Origin of the sequence: Undibacterium sp. JH2W, from assembly GCF_049340425.1 — a bacterium.
Taxonomy (GTDB): domain Bacteria; phylum Pseudomonadota; class Gammaproteobacteria; order Burkholderiales; family Burkholderiaceae_D; genus Undibacterium.
The window spans coordinates 1-18,345 of sequence record NZ_JBMPOT010000018.1 but is presented as its reverse complement, the minus strand read 5'-3'; the positions used below and the strand labels follow the sequence as shown (position 1 = coordinate 18,345).

15 protein-coding genes are annotated in these 18,345 nt (G+C 49.7%); 5 read left to right on the top strand and 10 right to left on the bottom strand.

The features are described from left to right. Window positions 1-2 precede the first annotated feature (2 nt). From ACO0LC_RS23245 to rfbB, 9 genes are all read right to left on the bottom strand, one after another. Complete coding sequence (locus ACO0LC_RS23245; protein ID WP_423007595.1) at window positions 3-794, bottom strand: hypothetical protein; 792 nt, start codon at window positions 792-794, stop codon at window positions 3-5. Window positions 795-814: 20 nt separating this feature from the next. Continuing rightward, complete coding sequence (locus tag ACO0LC_RS23240) at window positions 815-2,263, bottom strand: hypothetical protein (protein ID WP_423007593.1); 1,449 nt, start codon at window positions 2,261-2,263, stop codon at window positions 815-817. Beyond that, window positions 2,250-3,497, bottom strand: coding sequence for an O-antigen translocase (locus ACO0LC_RS23235; protein ID WP_423007591.1), 1,248 nt, complete (start codon window positions 3,495-3,497; stop codon window positions 2,250-2,252). The genes ACO0LC_RS23240 and ACO0LC_RS23235 overlap by 14 nt, the downstream gene beginning before the upstream one ends. Next, entirely contained in the window at window positions 3,494-4,642 is a 1,149-nt protein-coding gene (locus ACO0LC_RS23230; RefSeq protein WP_423007589.1) for a DegT/DnrJ/EryC1/StrS family aminotransferase, read from the bottom strand. Before ACO0LC_RS23230 ends, ACO0LC_RS23235 begins: the two co-directional genes overlap by 4 nt. A 126-nt stretch (window positions 4,643-4,768) precedes the next feature. Beyond that, complete coding sequence (locus tag ACO0LC_RS23225) at window positions 4,769-5,179, bottom strand: sugar 3,4-ketoisomerase (protein WP_423007587.1); 411 nt, start codon at window positions 5,177-5,179, stop codon at window positions 4,769-4,771. Between the two features lie 4 nt (window positions 5,180-5,183). After that, window positions 5,184-6,116, bottom strand: coding sequence for a dTDP-4-dehydrorhamnose reductase (gene rfbD / locus ACO0LC_RS23220; protein WP_423007585.1), 933 nt, complete (start codon window positions 6,114-6,116; stop codon window positions 5,184-5,186). Beyond that, window positions 6,113-6,658 (bottom strand): dTDP-4-dehydrorhamnose 3,5-epimerase, encoded by a 546-nt coding sequence (rfbC, locus tag ACO0LC_RS23215; RefSeq protein WP_423007583.1) that lies wholly within the window; start codon window positions 6,656-6,658, stop codon window positions 6,113-6,115. The genes rfbD and rfbC overlap by 4 nt, the downstream gene beginning before the upstream one ends. A 3-nt stretch (window positions 6,659-6,661) precedes the next feature. Further along, window positions 6,662-7,579, bottom strand: coding sequence for a glucose-1-phosphate thymidylyltransferase RfbA (gene rfbA / locus ACO0LC_RS23210; RefSeq protein WP_423007581.1), 918 nt, complete (start codon window positions 7,577-7,579; stop codon window positions 6,662-6,664). Further along, complete coding sequence (gene rfbB, locus ACO0LC_RS23205) at window positions 7,576-8,643, bottom strand: dTDP-glucose 4,6-dehydratase (protein WP_423007579.1); 1,068 nt, start codon at window positions 8,641-8,643, stop codon at window positions 7,576-7,578. Before rfbB ends, rfbA begins: the two co-directional genes overlap by 4 nt. A 607-nt stretch (window positions 8,644-9,250) precedes the next feature. Here rfbB and grpE point away from each other — a divergent pair. The 5 genes from grpE to ACO0LC_RS23180 all read left to right on the top strand — a co-directional run bounded on the left by grpE (window position 9,251) and on the right by ACO0LC_RS23180 (window position 17,086). Then, window positions 9,251-9,841 (top strand): nucleotide exchange factor GrpE, encoded by a 591-nt coding sequence (gene grpE, locus ACO0LC_RS23200; RefSeq protein WP_423007577.1) that lies wholly within the window; start codon window positions 9,251-9,253, stop codon window positions 9,839-9,841. Between the two features lie 140 nt (window positions 9,842-9,981). Then, window positions 9,982-11,925, top strand: coding sequence for a molecular chaperone DnaK (gene dnaK, locus ACO0LC_RS23195; protein WP_423007575.1), 1,944 nt, complete (start codon window positions 9,982-9,984; stop codon window positions 11,923-11,925). 154 nt (window positions 11,926-12,079) lie between these two features. After that, window positions 12,080-13,198, top strand: a complete 1,119-nt coding sequence (gene dnaJ / locus ACO0LC_RS23190) for a molecular chaperone DnaJ (RefSeq protein WP_423007573.1) — start codon at window positions 12,080-12,082, stop codon at window positions 13,196-13,198. Between the two features lie 236 nt (window positions 13,199-13,434). After that, window positions 13,435-16,413, top strand: coding sequence for an EAL domain-containing protein (locus ACO0LC_RS23185; protein ID WP_423007571.1), 2,979 nt, complete (start codon window positions 13,435-13,437; stop codon window positions 16,411-16,413). A 70-nt stretch (window positions 16,414-16,483) separates the two neighbouring features. Continuing rightward, on the top strand, window positions 16,484-17,086 hold the full coding sequence (locus ACO0LC_RS23180; protein ID WP_423007569.1) for a chalcone isomerase family protein: 603 nt from the start codon (window positions 16,484-16,486) through the stop codon (window positions 17,084-17,086). A 59-nt stretch (window positions 17,087-17,145) separates the two neighbouring features. Here the strand turns inward: ACO0LC_RS23180 and ACO0LC_RS23175 are convergent. Next, the coding region (locus ACO0LC_RS23175) for a hypothetical protein (protein ID WP_423007567.1) at window positions 17,146-18,345 on the bottom strand (1,200 nt) is incomplete at its 5' end.

Below are 18,345 nucleotides of genomic sequence, written 5' to 3'. Positions count from 1 at the left end.
CTTTATTTGGGGACGGGCAGATTCGACTGCCTGTCATAGACAAAATAGCGGCGCGAGAGGAATTTCAAAAAACTGCGGAAAAACCAGCTGGCGTGGCGTGATACCAGGTTGCGGTTTTTGTGAGCTGCCGTATGGGTGGCATGCAGTTGTGGATAAAAACGTACTCCCTTGCCCAGCAATTGCCGGGAACGGTAACAGATATCCACATCTTCAAAATACATGAAATACCGGGTATCAAAGCCCTGCAGCGCACGATAATGGCGCGCATCAAAGGCCAGGAAAGCACCTGAGGCCCAATCCACATGGCAGGTTTCTGTCATGCTTTGCTTGTCATAGGGCTCGGACAAGGAGCGCACCGCGACCATGCGCAGCAAGGAGATAGCATTCGGAAAGCGGCGTACATTGGCATCTACATGTAAATGCTGTTCATCACGGTAGAGATTGATGGTGGCAAGCGGGAAGGCATCACGCTGCATATTCTCGACCAGGGTGGTGATGGTGTTTGCACTGATAGTGATATCAGGGTTCATGACGATGAAGCTGTCACCCTCGGCAAAACCGACGCTATTACTGATCAGGTCAAACAGGTAATTATTGTTTTCGCCAAAGCCAAGGCCCGGCTTATCGTCAGTGTAGGAGATAGCATGTTGCAGGCAATAGGCTTTCAAGTCCGGGGAAGGCCGGTTGTCCTTGATCCACACATGCATACCCGTTGCTGTATCGCGCAAGCCACCCATGCCGCTTGCAATAAGCAGATTTTCATGGCCGTGGCTGACGATTGCGACATGTATCATAGTAGCTAAGTGATGCTGCATTAAGTTTGGTTACTAAGCGGGCGACTAAGCTGGCGACTTTGTATCCAATACTTTAAAAATAATACACCCAGTTTCCAGTCGGGGAAATTATGGATGGGCGGTGTGAATAATTTCCTTGTGTACCAGATTTTCTCATAGAAATTGCAGTTTATAGGTGCCGGATTATGCCAGGGCGGTTGTTTTTCTTGTGTACTTGCCATTTCAGCCTGGCTGATACGGCTTGCCACCTGCTCTATGCCATGTACTTCCCTGATCTCTTGCAGGATCGCAGCCTGGTCTATGCCTGGGCGTCGCTGGTGCTGTTGTTGCTTTTGCTCTGGCTTTTGCCCAAGATAATAGACCATATCTTCCAGCAAGGCAGCCTGGCTGCCAGATTTGAATTGATCGGCTGGTGAATAACCATGCGCGCCTGTCAAAATGCCAAAGCAGGGTAAGCCCTTGACAGCCATTTCAGGGAATGCCGTACCACCCGTCAGCGGGAAGCTGTCGACATACACACTGGCGTCGCGCATGCAGAGCAGATAGTCCTGATAGGCCATGCGTTGATGGAAAATTGCTTGCTTGCCCATTTGTCGGGCAGGTTTCCACCACCACCAGTTGGTTTTCAGGTTGGGGCCTATCAGCATGAGCTTGCGCCCTGTCCTGGCTTGCAGGTCTATTGCAAAGTCAGGGAAGGAATAGTTGCCGCCTGGTTTGAATTTGTAGGCTGAGCCAGCACTGGCGATGTGGCCTGCACTATTTTCTGGTCGCTCATCCCTGTTGTCGGGCAATTTCAGCGGAATACCGGCAAATACGCATTTCTCATGGCTGCCGCGCAGCTTGCTGAGTTCCCAGCCATAATAACTGAGCTCCAGTACTACATCGGCCATGCCATGGCCGTAGGAAAATACATGGTCAGCATGGTTATACATATAGATGCGCGTGCCACACAATTGCCTGGCCAGGCCAGCGGCGATGACAGCTTCTATATCATACGGATGGATATGTAAGACCAGGATTTTGTATGAAGCAAAATGCTCCAGCAAAACCTGTATCTTTTCTTGCTTGCTACTGAATTTGGGCAGACAAATACAGGGCTGGCTGGGGGGGCTGAGTTTCCCCAAGGTTGCTGGCGGTGCTTTTTCTGTGACCAGCACCGCAGAATCCTGCAAAGCCTGGCTGGCAATCAAGTGTTCAACCACGCGGGTATGGCCGCTACTCGTATAGGCCTGGCTCAAGACATGCAGATAAGTCGCCTTGATGTCTCGCGGCGCAGGGATTTTGAATACATGCTGGTAGCGCTGCAACAGGGCTTGCTCAAGCGCTGGCAAGGCATACTGGCCCATATCGTTTTTCCATAACAGCTCACCCAGGGCGCGGGCGCGCTGCACGCAAGTATCCAGCTCGCCAGCCGCCAGCACCCGGTCCAGGCAATTTTGTATGAACAAGCCAAATTTAGCGGTAGGCATATTTTTTCAAAATCCAGGCGATACATGCCCAATACAATACATAGTTAATGCTAAAAGCAATCACCGCCCCCTGCAAGCCAAATGCTGGAGTCAGCAGATAAGTCAGTGCCACCAGCGACAGGCTGAAAACAATTTCAGTAATCACATATGGCCTGGTCAAGGCGCGGCCCAGCAAGACAAATCCGAGTACCCAGCTGCCTATCTTGATAAAATCCCCGACCAGTTGCCATATCAATAGCTGCAACATGGGGCGGAATTCTTCAGTGAATACCAGCCACAGCATGAGATCACGCAAGAGATACACCATGACTGCACCCAGCGTCGTCAAAGGCAATACAAAGCGATATACCCTGGCGATTTCTTTTTTCAGCTCTGCTGCTGCCTTGATTTCTGCCAGGCGTGGCAGGTAATACACCGTCAGCGTGGTGGTGATCAGCATGAGATAAATGTCACTGATGCGTGTCACTGCCTGCCAGTACCCAGCTTGCTGCCAGCCAAAATTCTGTACCAGATGATCGCGTATCAGCATTTGCGACAAGGGTACAACAGTGGCCGTGACCATGGCCATCAGGGCATAAGCGCCCAGTTTGCGCAACATGCCTGCATCTGCCTTCACAAACAGCATGCCCAGGCTAAACCATTTGCTGCGCAGGCATAGCACCAGGGTGACGATGGCGACGAAAGACTGGTTTACTGCCAGTGCGACCAGTGCACCATACAGACCCCAGACGCTGGCCAGCCACCAGGTCGCCAGCAGGGTGACGATGCTGGTGGCAATATTGGCTGCTACATAGGCAGCCACTGCTTTCTTGCCATTCAAAATCGCCAGCAAGAGCGTATTCAACACAAACAAGACCAGGCTGGCAGCCAGCCATAAAAACACACTGCCATACTGCGCATCTTTTAATAGCAATACGGCCAGTTGCTGATGAAATACGGCAATGACAGCCGACGCTGCCAGTGAACAGTAAAGCGAGATACGGGCTGCACTGGCCCAGACTTTTTGCTGGGCTGCGGCATCATCACCATGCTCGGCTGTGTACTTGGTCACGCCTGTGGAAATCGCGCCACTGGCAAAGGACAGTATCATAGTCACGGCATTCTGGAACTGGCCGATGACGGCATAGCCACCTGGCCCCACATACACGGCCAGCAATTTGTTCAAGCCCAGCATGGTCAGCATCCTGACCATGACTGCAATCGCATTTAACAGGCTGGTACGTACCAGTGTCATTGTCCGGAAACTGAGGCAGTTGAGCCTGCTGAGCCAGCTTGCAAGACGAAATCGCGCACGGCAGCAATGACGCGGCTGACATCTTCAGGTGCCAGATAGGGATCTAGCGGCAGGCTCAGTTCTTCTGCATGGATTTGCTCAGACAGTGGGAAGCTGCCCACACCCAGTTGCATTTCGGCATAAGCGCCTTGCAGATGTGGCGGGATAGGATAGTGCACCATGCTGCCTATGCCAGCCTGCTGCAAATGTTTTTGCAGGGCATCGCGCTGGGCGTGGCGTACCGCATAGATATGCCAGACCGGTTCAGACCAGTCAGGCACGAAGGGTATGGACAGACCAGGCAAGTCTTTCAAACCCTCATGATATTGTTGTGCCAGGGCACGACGCTGCACATTCCAGCCGTCGAGCCTGTGCAGTTTTACTCTTAACAGCGCGGCCTGCAATTCATCCAGACGTGAGTTATAGCCCTTGACTTCATTATGGTATTTGACGTGTGAACCATAATTGCGCAATGATGTTAACTGCCTGGTCAGGTCTGCATCATTGGTCGTGATGGCACCAGCATCCCCCAGCGCACCCAGGTTTTTGCCAGGATAAAAACTGTGCGAAGCAACATCGCCTATGCTGCCAGAAATACGGCCCTTGTATTTTGCCCCATGCGATTGCGCTGCATCTTCTATGACTTTCAAACCATGTTCACGGGCAATGGCGATAATCGGGTCCATGTCCGCGATTTGTCCATACAGATGCACCACCATGATGGCCTTGGTCCTGGGCGTAATGGCAGCCGCGACTTTTGCCGGGTCAATATTATAAGTAGGCAAATCCGGCTCCACTGCAACCGGCGTTGCACCTGCATACGACACCGCCAGCCAACTGGCGATATAGGTATTTGAAGGAACGATCACTTCATCGCCCGCGCCTATGCCATAGGCACGCAATATCAGATGCAGGGCATCCAGGCCATTGCCTACGCCTACACAATGCTGGCTGCCACAGTAAGCAGCATATTCCGCTTCAAAGGCTTCCAGCTGCTTGCCCTGTATGAACCAGCCACTATCTATTACTTCATTAAAAGCCTGATTCAACTCAGCACGTAAATCCTGATGCTGAGGTTTGAGTTCCAGATAGGGTAAAGATTTCATGTTATCCATTCGTTCAAAAGAAGGATGACACCAAGACACAATCAAAAACCGTTTCAAGTTCTTCTCTTGGTTTTCTCCGTGTCTCTGTGTCTCTGTGGTGAGAGGTCTTTTCCTGCAAATTATGACTTACGGTTTTTCTGTTGCACGCAAATAAGCCAAAAACTCATCATAGTTGCGCAAATAATCTGCCTCGTCATAATGCTGGTCAGCAAATACCAGCAGCACGCAGTCTTCACTGAAGTTATTCATTTCGCGCCAGATCTTCGGACCTATATAGACGCCTTTATCCGGCGCATCCAGCACGATCTCGGTTTTTTCATGGCCATCATCAAACAGCATGGTGCAAGAGCCACGCACCGCAACAGCGACTTGCTGCAAGGCCTTGTGGGCGTGAAAACCGCGTTCCACACCTTGCTTGGTGCCAAAAATATAATACACCCTGGCAATGGCAAAAGGGATATCCTGCTCTGCTTCCAGCGCAATCAGACTACCGCGCTCATCACCCCTGATGCGCAAGGTTTTTATTTGGATGTTCAATTGCTTATGCCTTGTAGTGTTGGGTGACCATGGAGTGCAGACAAGTGCGCAGACAGTCTTCCCAGTCTGGTATTGCCAGTTTGAATTTGTCGCTGATTTTTCTTGTGTTCATCAATGAATTATGCGGCCTGGCCGCAGCAGTTGGATATTCACTGCCAGGTATACCGGTGATTGCAGGCGCAGGCTTGCCCAGCAAGCCTTCCTCATCGGCCAGTGCAATGATGCGTGAGGCAAATGCTGACCAGTTGGTTTTGCCCGCGGCACTCAGATGATATACGCCGCCAAATTCTTGCCACCAGCTTGATTGATCCTGTGTTTGCTGCAATTGCACCAGTATTTCGCAGGTAGCCCCAGCCAGCCAGTCAGCCGAATTGGGCGTCCCCCATTGGTCATTGACGACGCGCAACTGATCGCGCTCACGCGCAAGTTTCAGCATAGTCAGGAAAAAATTCTTGCCAAAGTTTGAATACACCCAACTGGTACGCAAGATCAGATGCTGGCAGCCACTGGCGATGATGGCCTGTTCGCCAGCCAGCTTGGTTTTACCATATACATTCAGCGGTGCTGTGACATCGGTTTCTACATAGGCTTGCCAGTTAGCTTCGGCATCTGCCTTGTCACCGGCATACACATAATCTGTAGAATAATGGATGATGCCAGCGCCAAGTTTGTGTGCTTCTTCCGCCATGATGGCAGGAGCGATGGCATTGATGGCATGGGCCTGGGCTGCTTCACTCTCAGCCAGGTCGACCGCAGTATACGCCGCCGGATTGATGATCAGGTCAGGCTTGAAGTCAGTGATGCACAGTCGCAATTGCGCGGCATTGCTCAAATCCAGTTCTGCTCTTTGCGGCGCATGCACGATCGCTGTTGCAGGCAAGTGCGGTAACAAGGCATGGCCCAGTTGCCCACTCGTGCCCGTCAATAATATTCTCATGCAAAAACCTCGGCTTCAGACAAGGGTTTGCCTAACTGGTCTTTGCCAGACAGTAAGGGTTCACCTGTCAAAGGCCAGTCTATGCCCAGCGCGGGGTCATTCCATAAAAGGCAGCGCTCATGTTCAGGTGCCCAGTAATCGGTGGTCTTGTACAAAAATTCTGCACTCTCGCTCATGACCAGGAAACCATGGGCAAAGCCTGGTGGTATCCACAACTGGCGTTTGTTTTCTGCGGACAGAATTTCAGCCGTGACCTTGCCAAAACTGGGAGATGACTTGCGCAAATCTACCACCACATCAAACACTTCACCGGCCGTGACGCGCACCAGCTTGCCCTGGCTCTGGCGTATCTGGTAGTGCAAGCCGCGCAAGACATTCCTGGCAGACTTGGAGTGATTGTCCTGTACAAAAGCCGTGGTGACACCAGTCAGGTCAGCAAAGGTCTTGGCATTGAAGCTTTCATAAAAAAAGCCACGATCATCACCAAAGACCCTGGGCTCCAGCAGCAGGACATCGGGCAATCCGGTTTCTATCACTTTCATCAATCAATACGCTTTCTTGTTCAATAGTTGCAATAGATATTGGCCATACTCATTTTTCTTGAGTGGCTGGGCCAGTTTTTCCAGCTCGGCATCACTGATGTAATGGCGGCGGTAAGCAATTTCTTCAGGGCAGGCAACTTTCAAGCCCTGGCGTTTTTCTATGGTGGCGATGAACTGGCCAGCTTCCAGCAGGGATTCGTGAGTGCCGGTATCAAGCCAGGCCATGCCCCTGCCCATTAATTGCACATTCAGTTTGCCCTGTTTCAGGTATTCATTATTGACATCGGTGATTTCCAATTCACCTCGTGCCGATGGTTTGATATTGGCAGCGATGTCGCAAACCGTATTGTCATAGAAATACAGGCCAGTGACGGCATAATTGGATTTTGGCTGTTGCGGTTTTTCTTCTATGCTGATGGCGTGGCGTTTATCATCAAATTCAACGACGCCATAACGCTCGGGATCTTGCACATGATAGGCAAATACCGTTGCGCCTTGCTGCTGCGCATCCGCCTGGCGCAATTGAGATTCAAAATCATTACCGTAATAAATATTGTCACCCAGTATCAGCGCAGTATTGGCATTGCCGACAAATTCACGGCCTATGATAAAGGCCTGCGCCAAACCATCAGGCGAGGGTTGGACTGCATACGTGATTTGTATGCCCCATTGATTACCATTGCCCAGCAGTTCGGCAAACCGCGGCGTATCCTGTGGCGTGGAAATGATGAGGATATCGCGTATCCCCGCCAGCATCAGCGAGGTCAGCGGGTAATAAATCATGGGCTTGTCATAGACAGGCAGCAATTGTTTGGAGATAGCCTGGGTAACAGGATACAGGCGCGTGCCTGAGCCACCTGCCAGAATGATGCCCTTGCGTGCGGATGTATTGCTCATGTTTTTGCTGACATGACTGCTCATGCTTCTTCCTCATCTTCATATTGCAGTGCTACCCATTTCAGGTATTCACCTGACTGTACCTGTTTGGTCCATTCATCGTTGGCCAGATACCATTCCACGGTCTTTCTGAGGCCAGTAGTGAAAGTCTCTAGCGGCTTCCAGCCCAGTTCCTTTTCTATCTTGCGTGCATCTATGGCGTAACGGCGGTCATGGCCGGGTCTGTCGGTGATATGTTTGATCTGGTCCTTGTAGCTGCCCTGGGTCTTGGGCTGCAATTCATCCAGCAGTTCACACAGGGTGTGCACGACACTGAGATTGGTTTGCTCATTCCAGCCACCTACATTATAAGTTTCCCCCAGCTTGCCTGCTTCCAGCACCCGGCGTATGGCCGAGCAATGGTCCTTGACATACAGCCAGTCGCGCACTTGCAAGCCATCGCCATAGACAGGCAAGTCCTTGCCAGCGCGGGCATTGGTGATTATCAGGGGAATGAGTTTCTCAGGGAAATGATAAGGGCCGTAATTGTTAGAGCAATTAGTTGTCAGCACAGGCAAACCATAGGTGTGGTGATAAGCACGCACCAGGTGGTCGGAGGCTGCCTTGGTCGCAGAGTAAGGGCTGTTCGGCGCATACGCCGTGGTTTCGCTAAATGCCGCATCGTCTGTCGCCAGCGTGCCATACACCTCATCGGTGGAGATGTGCAGGAAACGGAAATTCTCTTTGGCTTCACCTTCCAGGCTTTGCCAGTAAGTGCGCGCTGCTTCCAGCAGGTTGAAAGTGCCATTGACATTGGTTGTGACAAAGGCGGCTGGGCCAAGGATGGAACGGTCTACATGACTTTCCGCGGCGAAATGGATGATGGCCCGCGGTTGATATTCAAAAAACAAGCCGCACAAATGCGCACTGTCATTGATGTCACCTTTGACAAAGACATGGCGTGCATCATTGTTCAGGCTGGCCAGGTTGTTCAAATTGCCAGCGTAAGTCAGTTTGTCGTAATTGAGGACAGACTCATCCGACTGGGCCAGCCAGTCCAGAACAAAATTGGCACCGATAAATCCCGCGCCGCCTGTGACAAAAATCATTCCTCACTCCTGTATGTATCGCTGATATACGTTGAATACGCGTTGAATATGCGTTGAATATATGCTGATGCGCGCCAAATTGCTCGCAACAGGCGATTTTACTTGAGATGAGGGCAGTTTCGTTGAAGGGGCTTGCTAAACTATGCGTTTATTTAATGTGTTTTAGCAATTTTGCGGCAAATATTTCAGACTATTGCCTGGTATGAATGTCTGGCTCAATAGAGTGACAATGCAAGTAATGCAAGCCAGTCTTGCCAATCTCCTACGGTATTACGAAGACAAGGGATTGTATTGAGATAAACATATCCAGGCCACCGTGGCAACGGTGTAGGCCAGTAACAGCAGGGAGATGATAGAGAGTTTCATGGTTTGAGCTCCATAGGCATACATCTTAATCATCATTTTAGGATGTACTTTTCGCTGGTCCAGTAATGAATTGTTTTAGTTTTGTTACCAGATGTGTTTACTTGTACAGAATATGTACAATTTTTGCCTTGTTTTTCCTTAAAAGCAGGGAAATCAGGAAATTTTCAGGTAAAGCCTTGAAATCGTAAGGGTATATCCCCAATTGCAGGGGCAATGTATGTTTTTGATCGGGAGAGTAAGTATGCAAGAGCAAGAAAACCAGCAAGCGGAAAAGGTAGAAATACAAGAAGCCGCCACGCCGGAAGTTCAACTGGATGGCGTAGTTCAAGGTGAAACAGTGCAGACTTCTGCCCAGGATGCAGCACCTGTACAAGAAACTGCCGAGCAAGTGATTGCCAAGCTGGAAGCCAAAGTGCAAGAGTTGCAAGACTCTTTCATGCGTGCCAAGGCGGAAGGCGAAAACATCCGCCGCCGTGCCCAGGACGATATCAGCAAGGCCCACAAATTTGCAATTGAGGGCTTCGCCGAAGCCATGGTGCCAGTCAAGGATAGCCTGGAAATGGCCCTGAAGATAGACACGCCATCTATAGAAGCGCTGAAAGAAGGCGTGGAAATGACTTTGAAGCAACTCAGTGCTGCATTTGAAAAAAATCGCCTGAATGAAATCAGTCCTGCCCAGGGTGACAAGCTTGACCCTATGAAGCATCAGGCTATCTCCATGGTGCCTGCTGAGCAAGATGCCAATACCGTGGTGACGGTATTGCAAAAAGGTTATACCATTGCCGACCGTTTGCTGCGTCCGGCTTTAGTGACAGTAGCGCAAGGAAAGTAAGAAAAGCGTAAAAAACACGCAAAAAGTGCTTGAAAAGCGTGTTTTTTACCATATATCCGAAACAGACGAGTTAGTTGCAGCAAAAAAGTGCACTGACTCACCAACATTGACAAAAAAATATACATTCTGAGGGAATTATCATGGGAAAAATGATTGGTATTGATTTGGGTACAACCAATTCTTGCGTTGCTATTATGGAAGGCGGTCAGCCAAAAGTGATAGAAAATGCAGAAGGTGCACGTACTACGCCTTCCATTATTGCTTATCAAGAAGACGGCGAAATCCTGGTTGGCGCATCCGCCAAACGCCAGGCTGTTACAAATCCCAAGAACACACTGTTCGCGGTCAAACGCTTGATCGGTCGTAAGTTCGAAGAAAAAGAAGTGCAAAAAGACATCGGTCTGATGCCTTACACCATTTCCAAAGCTGACAATGGCGATGCATGGGTATCCGTGCGCGACAAGCGTCTGGCTCCACCGCAAATTTCTGCTGAAGTTTTGCGCAAAATGAAAAAAACCGCTGAGGACTACCTCGGTGAAGAAGTGACAGAAGCAGTGATTACTGTTCCTGCTTACTTTAACGATGCACAACGTCAGGCAACCAAAGACGCGGGCCGTATCGCCGGTCTGGATGTCAAACGCATCATCAATGAGCCAACTGCTGCTGCGCTGGCCTTTGGTCTGGACAAAAAAGAAAAAGGCGATCGCAAGATTGCTGTGTATGACTTGGGCGGCGGTACTTTCGACGTATCCATCATTGAAATCGCTGACGTAGATGGCGAAATGCAATTCGAAGTATTGTCCACAAACGGCGATACTTTCCTCGGTGGTGAAGATTTCGATCAACGCATCATTGATTACATCATCGACGAATTCAAAAAGATCAATGGTCTGGACTTGTCCAAAGACCCTATTGCTTTGCAACGTATCAAGGCATCTGCCGAACGTGCAAAGATAGAATTGTCCAGCGCGCAACAGACAGAAATCAACGAGCCTTACATTGCCATGGCCAATGGCGCACCTGTGCATTTGAACTTGAAAATCACACGTGCCAAACTGGAAGCCCTGGTTGAAGAACTGATACAGAAAACCATCGATCCTTGCCGCATGGCGATCAAGGATGCAGGCGTGAAAACGACTGACATCGATGACATCATCCTGGTCGGTGGTATGACACGTATGCCTAAGGTACAGGACATCGTTAAAGAGTTCTTCGGCAAGGAACCACGTAAAGACGTCAATCCTGATGAAGCCGTTGCCGTTGGCGCAGCGATCCAGGGTTCTGTCTTGTCTGGTGACCGTAAAGATCTGTTGTTGCTGGACGTGACACCTTTGTCCCTGGGTATCGAAACCCTGGGCGGCGTCATGACCAAGATGATCCAGAAGAACACGACCATCCCGACCAAGTTCAGCCAGGTATTCTCTACTGCAGACGACAACCAGCCTGCAGTAACCATCAAGGTTTATCAGGGTGAACGCGAAATCGCTGCCGGTAATAAAGGTCTGGGCGAATTCAACCTGGAAGGTATTCCACCGTCAGCCCGTGGCACGCCACAGATTGAAGTGACTTTTGATATCGATGCCAATGGTATTTTGCACGTAGGTGCAAAAGACAAAGCCACAGGCAAGGAAAACAAGATCACCATCAAGGCCAACTCTGGTTTGACGGAAGATGAAATCCAGAAAATGGTGAAAGACGCTGAGCTGAACGCGGAAGAAGACAAAAAGGTCAAGGAATTGGCCGAGTCCCGCAATCAGGGCGACGCTTTGGTGCACTCCACCAAAAAAGCATTGGCTGAGCATGGCGACAAGCTGGAAGCTGGCGAAAAAGAGAAAATCGAAGCCGCCATCAAGGAACTGGAAGATGTCTTGAAATCCGGTGACAAGGCTGAGATCGACACCAAGCTGGGCGCATTGTCCACAGCATCACAAAAGCTGGGTGAAAAAGTCTATGCCGACATGCAGGCACAACAAGCGGCTGCGGGTGCAACTGCTGGTGGTGCAGGCGCTGCCGGTGCAGATGCCAAAGCAAAAGATGATGATGTAGTTGACGCTGACTTCAAAGAAGTCAAAGACAACAAGTAATACTTACTTTGACGGGCTTGCCCGTCATGACGCGCCGGGTGGCTCGCTTTGCGGTGCCGGCCCGGCGTTTGTGCTTAAGTTTGAGACTAAAGATCAGGCTCAAGTTGAGGCTGAAGTTCAAGCTGATGTTCGATAATACTGAGGTTAACAAGAGATGGCGAAGCGTGATTTTTACGAGATTCTTGGGTTAGGCAAAAACGCCACCGAAGACGAAATCAAAAAGGCCTATCGCAAAATGGCGATGAAGTACCATCCGGACCGCAATCCGGATAACAAGGTCGCGGAAGAAAAATTCAAGGAAGCCAAAGAGGCTTACGAGATGCTTTCCGACAGCCAGAAGCGCGATGCCTATGACCGTTATGGTCACGCCGGTGTCGACCCTAATATGGGTGGCGGCGGTGGTGGCGGTGCAGGTGGTTTTGCCGATGCCTTCGGTGATATTTTTGGTGATATTTTTGGCGGTGGGCGTCGCAATGCAGGCCCGCAAGTGTATCGCGGTGCTGATTTGCGCTATAACCTGGAAATCTCGCTGGAACAGGCTGCCAACGGCTTCGATACCACTATCCGTGTTCCCAGCTGGGATTCTTGTGATACCTGCCATGGCTCTGGTGCCAAACCCGGCACCTCGCCAGTCACTTGTACCACTTGTGGTGGCCATGGTCAGGTGCGTATGCAGCAAGGCTTGTTCAGCATACAACAGACTTGTCCCAAGTGTCATGGCACAGGCAAGATGATTCCTGACCCATGTACTGCATGCTCAGGCGTAGGCCGTATCAAGCGTAACAAAACACTGGAAGTCAAGATCCCTGCAGGTATTGATGATGGCATGCGCATCCGTTCATCCGGTAATGGTGAACCGGGCGTGAATGGTGGCCCGCCAGGTGACTTGTATGTGGAAATCCACATCAAGCAACATCCGGTGTTTCAGCGTGATGGCGATGACCTGCATTGTGAAATACCGATTTCCTTTGTCAAGGCAGCACTAGGTGGTGATATAGAAGTACCGACCCTGAGCGGCAAGGCATCGTTCACCGTGCCTGAAGGCACGCAGTCAGGCAAGACTTTCCGTCTGCGCAGCAAGGGCGTGAAAGGTGTTCGTTCTGGTTATGCTGGCGATTTGTTCTGTCATGTTGTTATTGAAACGCCAGTGAAACTGACAGAAAAGCAAAAAGAACTCTTGCGCGATTTTGAAAAGCTGACGGTAGAAGGTGGCCCCAAGCATAACCCACAAAGCAAAACCTGGATGGACAAGGTTAAGAAGTTTTTTGAATAAATCCGTATAGAAGTTGTATTAAAACCCGCATCAAAGCCTGCCTGTCTATGACGGCAGGCTTTTTTGTTGCTGGTGGGGATAGAATATACCTGTTATGTTGCATGTGAAGAATTCCATGAACCACAGTGGTAGCATTCTGCTACTATTGTGTAGCACTCATATTGCTGTATCCAGCCAGGGCCGGAGCAATCAGCAAGCAAAAAATTGGCAGCCGTTTCCCTGACGCGTAAGGCTTAATGGATAAATCATACATAGGCATGTCCTCCAGATATCCCAGGCTATTTGCACTGGGAGCGGCATTGCTTGTGTTCTTGGGTTTTTGGGCTGTTGATAATAATGAACGCGCGCTGGCCATACAAAAGCAAAAAGTCGAGGTCATAGAAAAACTGGTGGTCTTGCGCACCAAGCTGGGCACAGGCCTGACCTCAAATATTTCGGCGGCACGGGTGCTGGCCGTTACCTTTGCCACCAAACCGGATTTATCAGAACAGGAATTCAAGGTGCTGGCGGCAGAAGTGGCCAATGCCAATCCCAGTATCCGCAACCTGGTACTGGTCAAAGGGACTATAGCCAATTATGTCTACCCCTATCAGGGCAATGAAAAAATCCTCGGTGCTGATTATCGTCAATTGCCCCAGCAATGGCTGGTCTATCAGCGCATGATGGAAGAGCACAATATACAAATTGCCGGGCCATTGACCCTGGTGCAGGGAGGAGTAGGGCTGGTAGTGCGCATCCCTGTTTACCAGCCTGAGAACCGGGATGAATTTCTCGGTTCCATTGCCATGGTGGTCAATTATGAAGCCTTGCTGGAACAAGCAGGTGTCGCCCAGATGCAAAAGGAAATTACCCTGGCCATACGCGGACGTGATGCCAAGGGCAGTAAAGGCGAAGTCTTTCTGGGTGATGGCAGCTTGTTTAGCAGCGAAGCCGTCACGCAGAGCATTATTTTACCTGGCGGCAGTTGGGAACTGGCGGCCATCCCGCAAGGTGGCTGGCAGGGCATGACCAGACTATCAAGATTCATCGAAGTCTTTGGCATCGTCGTTTGCCTCATGATCTGGATGCTCAGTTATCAATCTATCATAAGACACAGGCAGCGCGAATTGAATGCCCAGAACCTGCGCGAAAGTGAGGCTCTGTTACGCCTGCGCAATGAAGCCCTGGGTGCCACTTCGCAAGGTGTCATGATTGCCGCAGTGGATGGGCATATCAACTATGTCAATCAAGCCGCCTGTCATCTGAGTGGCTATAGCCAGGAAGCCCTGCATGAAAAGAAACTGGGTGATTTGTTCGAACCTGTAGGGGCCGCTCTGCTGACACCAGAGCGGGTAGAAAAAAAAGCACTGACCCTGGAATACCAGCGGCAAAGCCAGGCCGGGCAGCAACTCTGGCTGGAGTTATTACTGACTCCTGTGTACGACCAGCAAGGACAACTGCAGCAATATGTCGCATTGCTGCGTGATATCACAGACAAGAAGCTGGCAGACAAAGAGCTGGAAATTTCCGCCATGGCTTTTGAAACAGAAGAAGGCATACTCATCACCGATGCCAGCTTGCAAATCTTGCGCGTCAATAAGGCATTTACCCGTATCACTGGCTATGAAGCCAGCGAAGCCGTAGGCCAGAGCATGCGCCTGCTGGAATCGGGGCGTCATGACGATGTGTTCTATACCCAGATGTGGGAAGAGATCAGTCGTCATCACCGCTGGCAGGGTGAACTGTGGAACCGCCGCAAGAATGGCGAAATTTATTCCGAGCGTCTGGTCATTTCGGCGGTGTTGGGTAAGGACGGCAGCGTTACCAATTATGTTGGTTCCTTCAATGATATTACTGAACACAAGGTTTCGGAAGAAAAAATCCATCAACTGGCTTTCTTTGACCCGTTGACCAGTTTGCCGAATCGTAGGCTCTTGCTGGACAGGCTCGCCAGGGCACTCTCCATGAGCCGCAGGCACCAGCGTTTTGGTGCCATCCTGATGATAGATCTGGACAACTTCAAGACTCTCAATGATACCCAGGGCCATAATATGGGTGACATGCTGCTGACCCAGATAGGCAAGCGCATTCATGCCTGTGTCCGCGCTGATGATACTGTCTCGCGCACTGGAGGTGATGAATTCGTGGTCTTGCTGGAAGGCTTGCATGAAGACTTACAACATGCCGCCAGCCTGGCCGAGCACGTCGCTGAAAAAATCCGCCTGGCCCTGAGCCAGACCATCAATCTCGGCCATATCGATTACGAAAGCTCGGGCAGCATAGGCATCACCATGTTTGGCATGGAAGCGGTAGGCATAGATGAGTTATTGCGCCGCGCCGATATGGCCATGTACCAGGCCAAGGCCATGGGCAAAAATAATGTACGCTTCTTTGACCCCAGTATGCAGGCAGCGCTGGAATTTCGTACTGCCATGGAAACCGATTTACGCCATGCTCTCATGCATGCGCAATTTGTGTTGCATTATCAATTGCAAGTCAGCTCCCTGGGTGACCCAATAGGGGCAGAAGTCTTGCTGCGCTGGCGGCATCCTGGCCGCGGCCTGGTGTCGCCACTGGATTTTATCCCCCTGGCAGAAGAAACCGGTCTGATCTTGCCCATAGGTTTGTGGGTACTGGAAACCGCCTGCAAGCAAATTGCCATCTGGGCCAGTGACCCTGTTAAATCGGGCATGCAACTGGCCGTCAATGTCAGTGCCCGGCAATTCCGTCATCCTGGTTTTGTCGATGATGTCACACGCATCTTGCAAGAAACCGGCGCTAATCCCATCTTGCTGAAACTGGAATTGACAGAAAGCGTGGTGCTGGAAGAGGTCGCCACCGTTATAGAAAAAATGCATGCCATCAAAAAACTGGGAGTCGGTTTTTCCATGGATGATTTTGGGACAGGTTATTCCTCCCTGTCTTATTTGCAGCGCCTGCCCCTGACCCAGCTCAAGATAGACCGCAGCTTTGTCCAGAATCTACCGGATGATGTGAACAATGCGAACATCGTGCGCACCATTATCAGCCTGGGTGCCAGCCTGGATTTGAACGTCATTGCCGAGGGCGTGGAAACCGAACAGCAGCGTGATTTTTTACTGCAAGCCGGTTGCCAGGCTTATCAGGGCTATCTGTTCTGCAAACCCATCCCCATAGACGAATTTGATCATTTTATCTCGCATCGCTATGCACCAGAAAAAGCCGACAGCCCCAAGCCTGAAATTCAGGTAAGCTAGTGCTGCGGCTTTCGTAACCCAAAGTGAGGCGAGTAGTTGACAAGTGGTATTAAAATAAAAGGGGAGACAAATGCAATTGAATACAACTGTAAAGCGTTTTGCAGCAATGGCGCTGGCCTTGTGCATGAGTGTGCAGGCTGGTGCCACAGAAGTAGCTGGTATTAAATTCGATGAGAACATACAAGTCGCAGGCACTGAGCTGAAACTCAATGGTGCAGGCATACGCTACAAGGCTATTTTCAAAGTCTATGCCGCAGGCTTGTACCTGAAAGAGAAAAAAACCACGGTGCCGGATGTATTGGCCTCCGCTGGCCCACGCCGCGTGACCATCGTCATGTTGCGTGACCTGAGCAATGAAGAATTCGGGCGCGGCTTCATGTCCGGTATTCAGCAAAACACCGACAAGGCAGAAAAGTCCAAAATGACGATGCAATTCATCCGTTTCGGTGAATTGTTTGCCTCCGTGCCTGAACTCAAAAAGGGCGATGTCATGACCAATGACTGGGTACCTGGTGTCGGCACGGTAGTGGCACTGAATGGCAAAAAGATGGGCGAGCCTTATCCAGACATCGCCTTCTACAATGCCCTGCTGCGCATCTGGCTGGGTGAATACCCGGTAGACCGCAGCCTCAAAAAAGCCATGCTGGCGGAGGAAGATACGCGCGGTCGCTGATTTTCATGTGATATGAAGGGCGCAAAGATGAAAATTTTTGCGCTTTTCTATTTTTGAGGCTAATTTTTGAGTCCCCATAAATCAATGACTTGTTTTTTTGCTTCATCACCTAGGCTTCCCCTCAAAATCTTTTCAAGTTGAGTAAGTATGGCTGCCAATGGGACACTGACATTATCGAGGGCGAGTGTTTTAGAACAGATATCAATTAATTCTGAGCATGAGCCGACAGAATTAGTCCATGGCTTAACCTTTAATTCACTATTTGAAGTACTTTCAACTTCATCAGAATTGGATTGAACACTACTCACATTCACATCAATTTGAGATATTCCTATGTACTCAGGATGCCCGGCCCGGCTAACCCATCTGAAATATCCAATAATGAGAGTTTTCTTTGAAAGACTTCTGAGGTAGGTAGTCGACGCGGCTTTTTCAGAGCTGATTTCCTCACAAAGCTCCCTTACCATCCCGTACTTTACGACATCTAAAAAATCTTTTGAGCCACTTGCGCTTTTATCTTTCCAGTCTAATGAACCTGAGCCGCTAGGTACAAGATAGCCGCTAGAATGCATGGCCAGTTGATTTTGTCTGTGTATGATCAAGTACCTGTCTTTGGTCAACGCTAATGTTGATATTCCAAGATGATTCGATAACTCGGATTGTTCTAGTGGTAAAAGATTGCCGGTTTGCTGTCCATTTTTGCTTTCAAGATTGTAGGGATAAATTGTTCTGAAATCACTTAAAATTCGTGAATTCCTGAGCATTTGGCTAGTGCATGCTTCATTTGTAATAATTGAAGTAAAGTATGATGTACGGCCGATTTCGACTATGTCTGTTGAGTCGTTAAATCCGCTATTGAGTGCTATTTTGCTTTCGAGAAAAAGTCTTTTTGATGGATTTTTTCTTGCAAATATTTTTAAATATTCCTCAAAATCATCCCAATACAAGGTGTTGTTTTGAAGAACTTTTTTTTCATATTTTTTGCAAATTTTGAATGGAAGTAGAGTTAGTTCTCGTTGATTACGCAAAAGTCGTTCATCAAGTTTATTTGAGCTAAAGATATTTTCACCTATTCCCATGGTGCTAATGTGGAAGTTTGACTCAGATGATTGTTTTAGTGGGTGCAGATCTTTGAGGTATCCTGACTTTTTCGGACATTCCTGTTTGTTAAAATAAACGATCAGGAGAAATAATGAAACAGAAAAAAAGATATACCCCGGAATTGCGGGAAGAAGCGGTGAAACTTGTATTGGCGCAAG

Bases quoted from the DNA above. Each gene is read 5' to 3' on its own strand.
- ACO0LC_RS23235 (WP_423007591.1), bottom strand. From the start codon at position 3,497: ATGACACTGGTACGTACCAGCCTGTTAAATGCGATTGCAGTCATGGTC.
- rfbB (WP_423007579.1), bottom strand. From the start codon at position 8,643: ATGATTTTTGTCACAGGCGGCGCGGGATTTATCGGTGCCAATTTTGTT.
- dnaJ (WP_423007573.1), top strand. From the start codon at position 12,080: ATGGCGAAGCGTGATTTTTACGAGATTCTTGGGTTAGGCAAAAACGCC.
- rfbA (WP_423007581.1), bottom strand. From the start codon at position 7,579: ATGAGCAGTCATGTCAGCAAAAACATGAGCAATACATCCGCACGCAAG.
- ACO0LC_RS23180 (WP_423007569.1), top strand. From the start codon at position 16,484: ATGCAATTGAATACAACTGTAAAGCGTTTTGCAGCAATGGCGCTGGCC.
- rfbD (WP_423007585.1), bottom strand. From the start codon at position 6,116: ATGAGAATATTATTGACGGGCACGAGTGGGCAACTGGGCCATGCCTTG.
- grpE (WP_423007577.1), top strand. From the start codon at position 9,251: ATGCAAGAGCAAGAAAACCAGCAAGCGGAAAAGGTAGAAATACAAGAA.
- ACO0LC_RS23185 (WP_423007571.1), top strand. From the start codon at position 13,435: ATGGATAAATCATACATAGGCATGTCCTCCAGATATCCCAGGCTATTT.
- ACO0LC_RS23230 (WP_423007589.1), bottom strand. From the start codon at position 4,642: ATGAAATCTTTACCCTATCTGGAACTCAAACCTCAGCATCAGGATTTA.
- dnaK (WP_423007575.1), top strand. From the start codon at position 9,982: ATGGGAAAAATGATTGGTATTGATTTGGGTACAACCAATTCTTGCGTT.
- rfbC (WP_423007583.1), bottom strand. From the start codon at position 6,658: ATGAAAGTGATAGAAACCGGATTGCCCGATGTCCTGCTGCTGGAGCCC.
- ACO0LC_RS23240 (WP_423007593.1), bottom strand. From the start codon at position 2,263: ATGCCTACCGCTAAATTTGGCTTGTTCATACAAAATTGCCTGGACCGG.
- ACO0LC_RS23245 (WP_423007595.1), bottom strand. From the start codon at position 794: ATGATACATGTCGCAATCGTCAGCCACGGCCATGAAAATCTGCTTATT.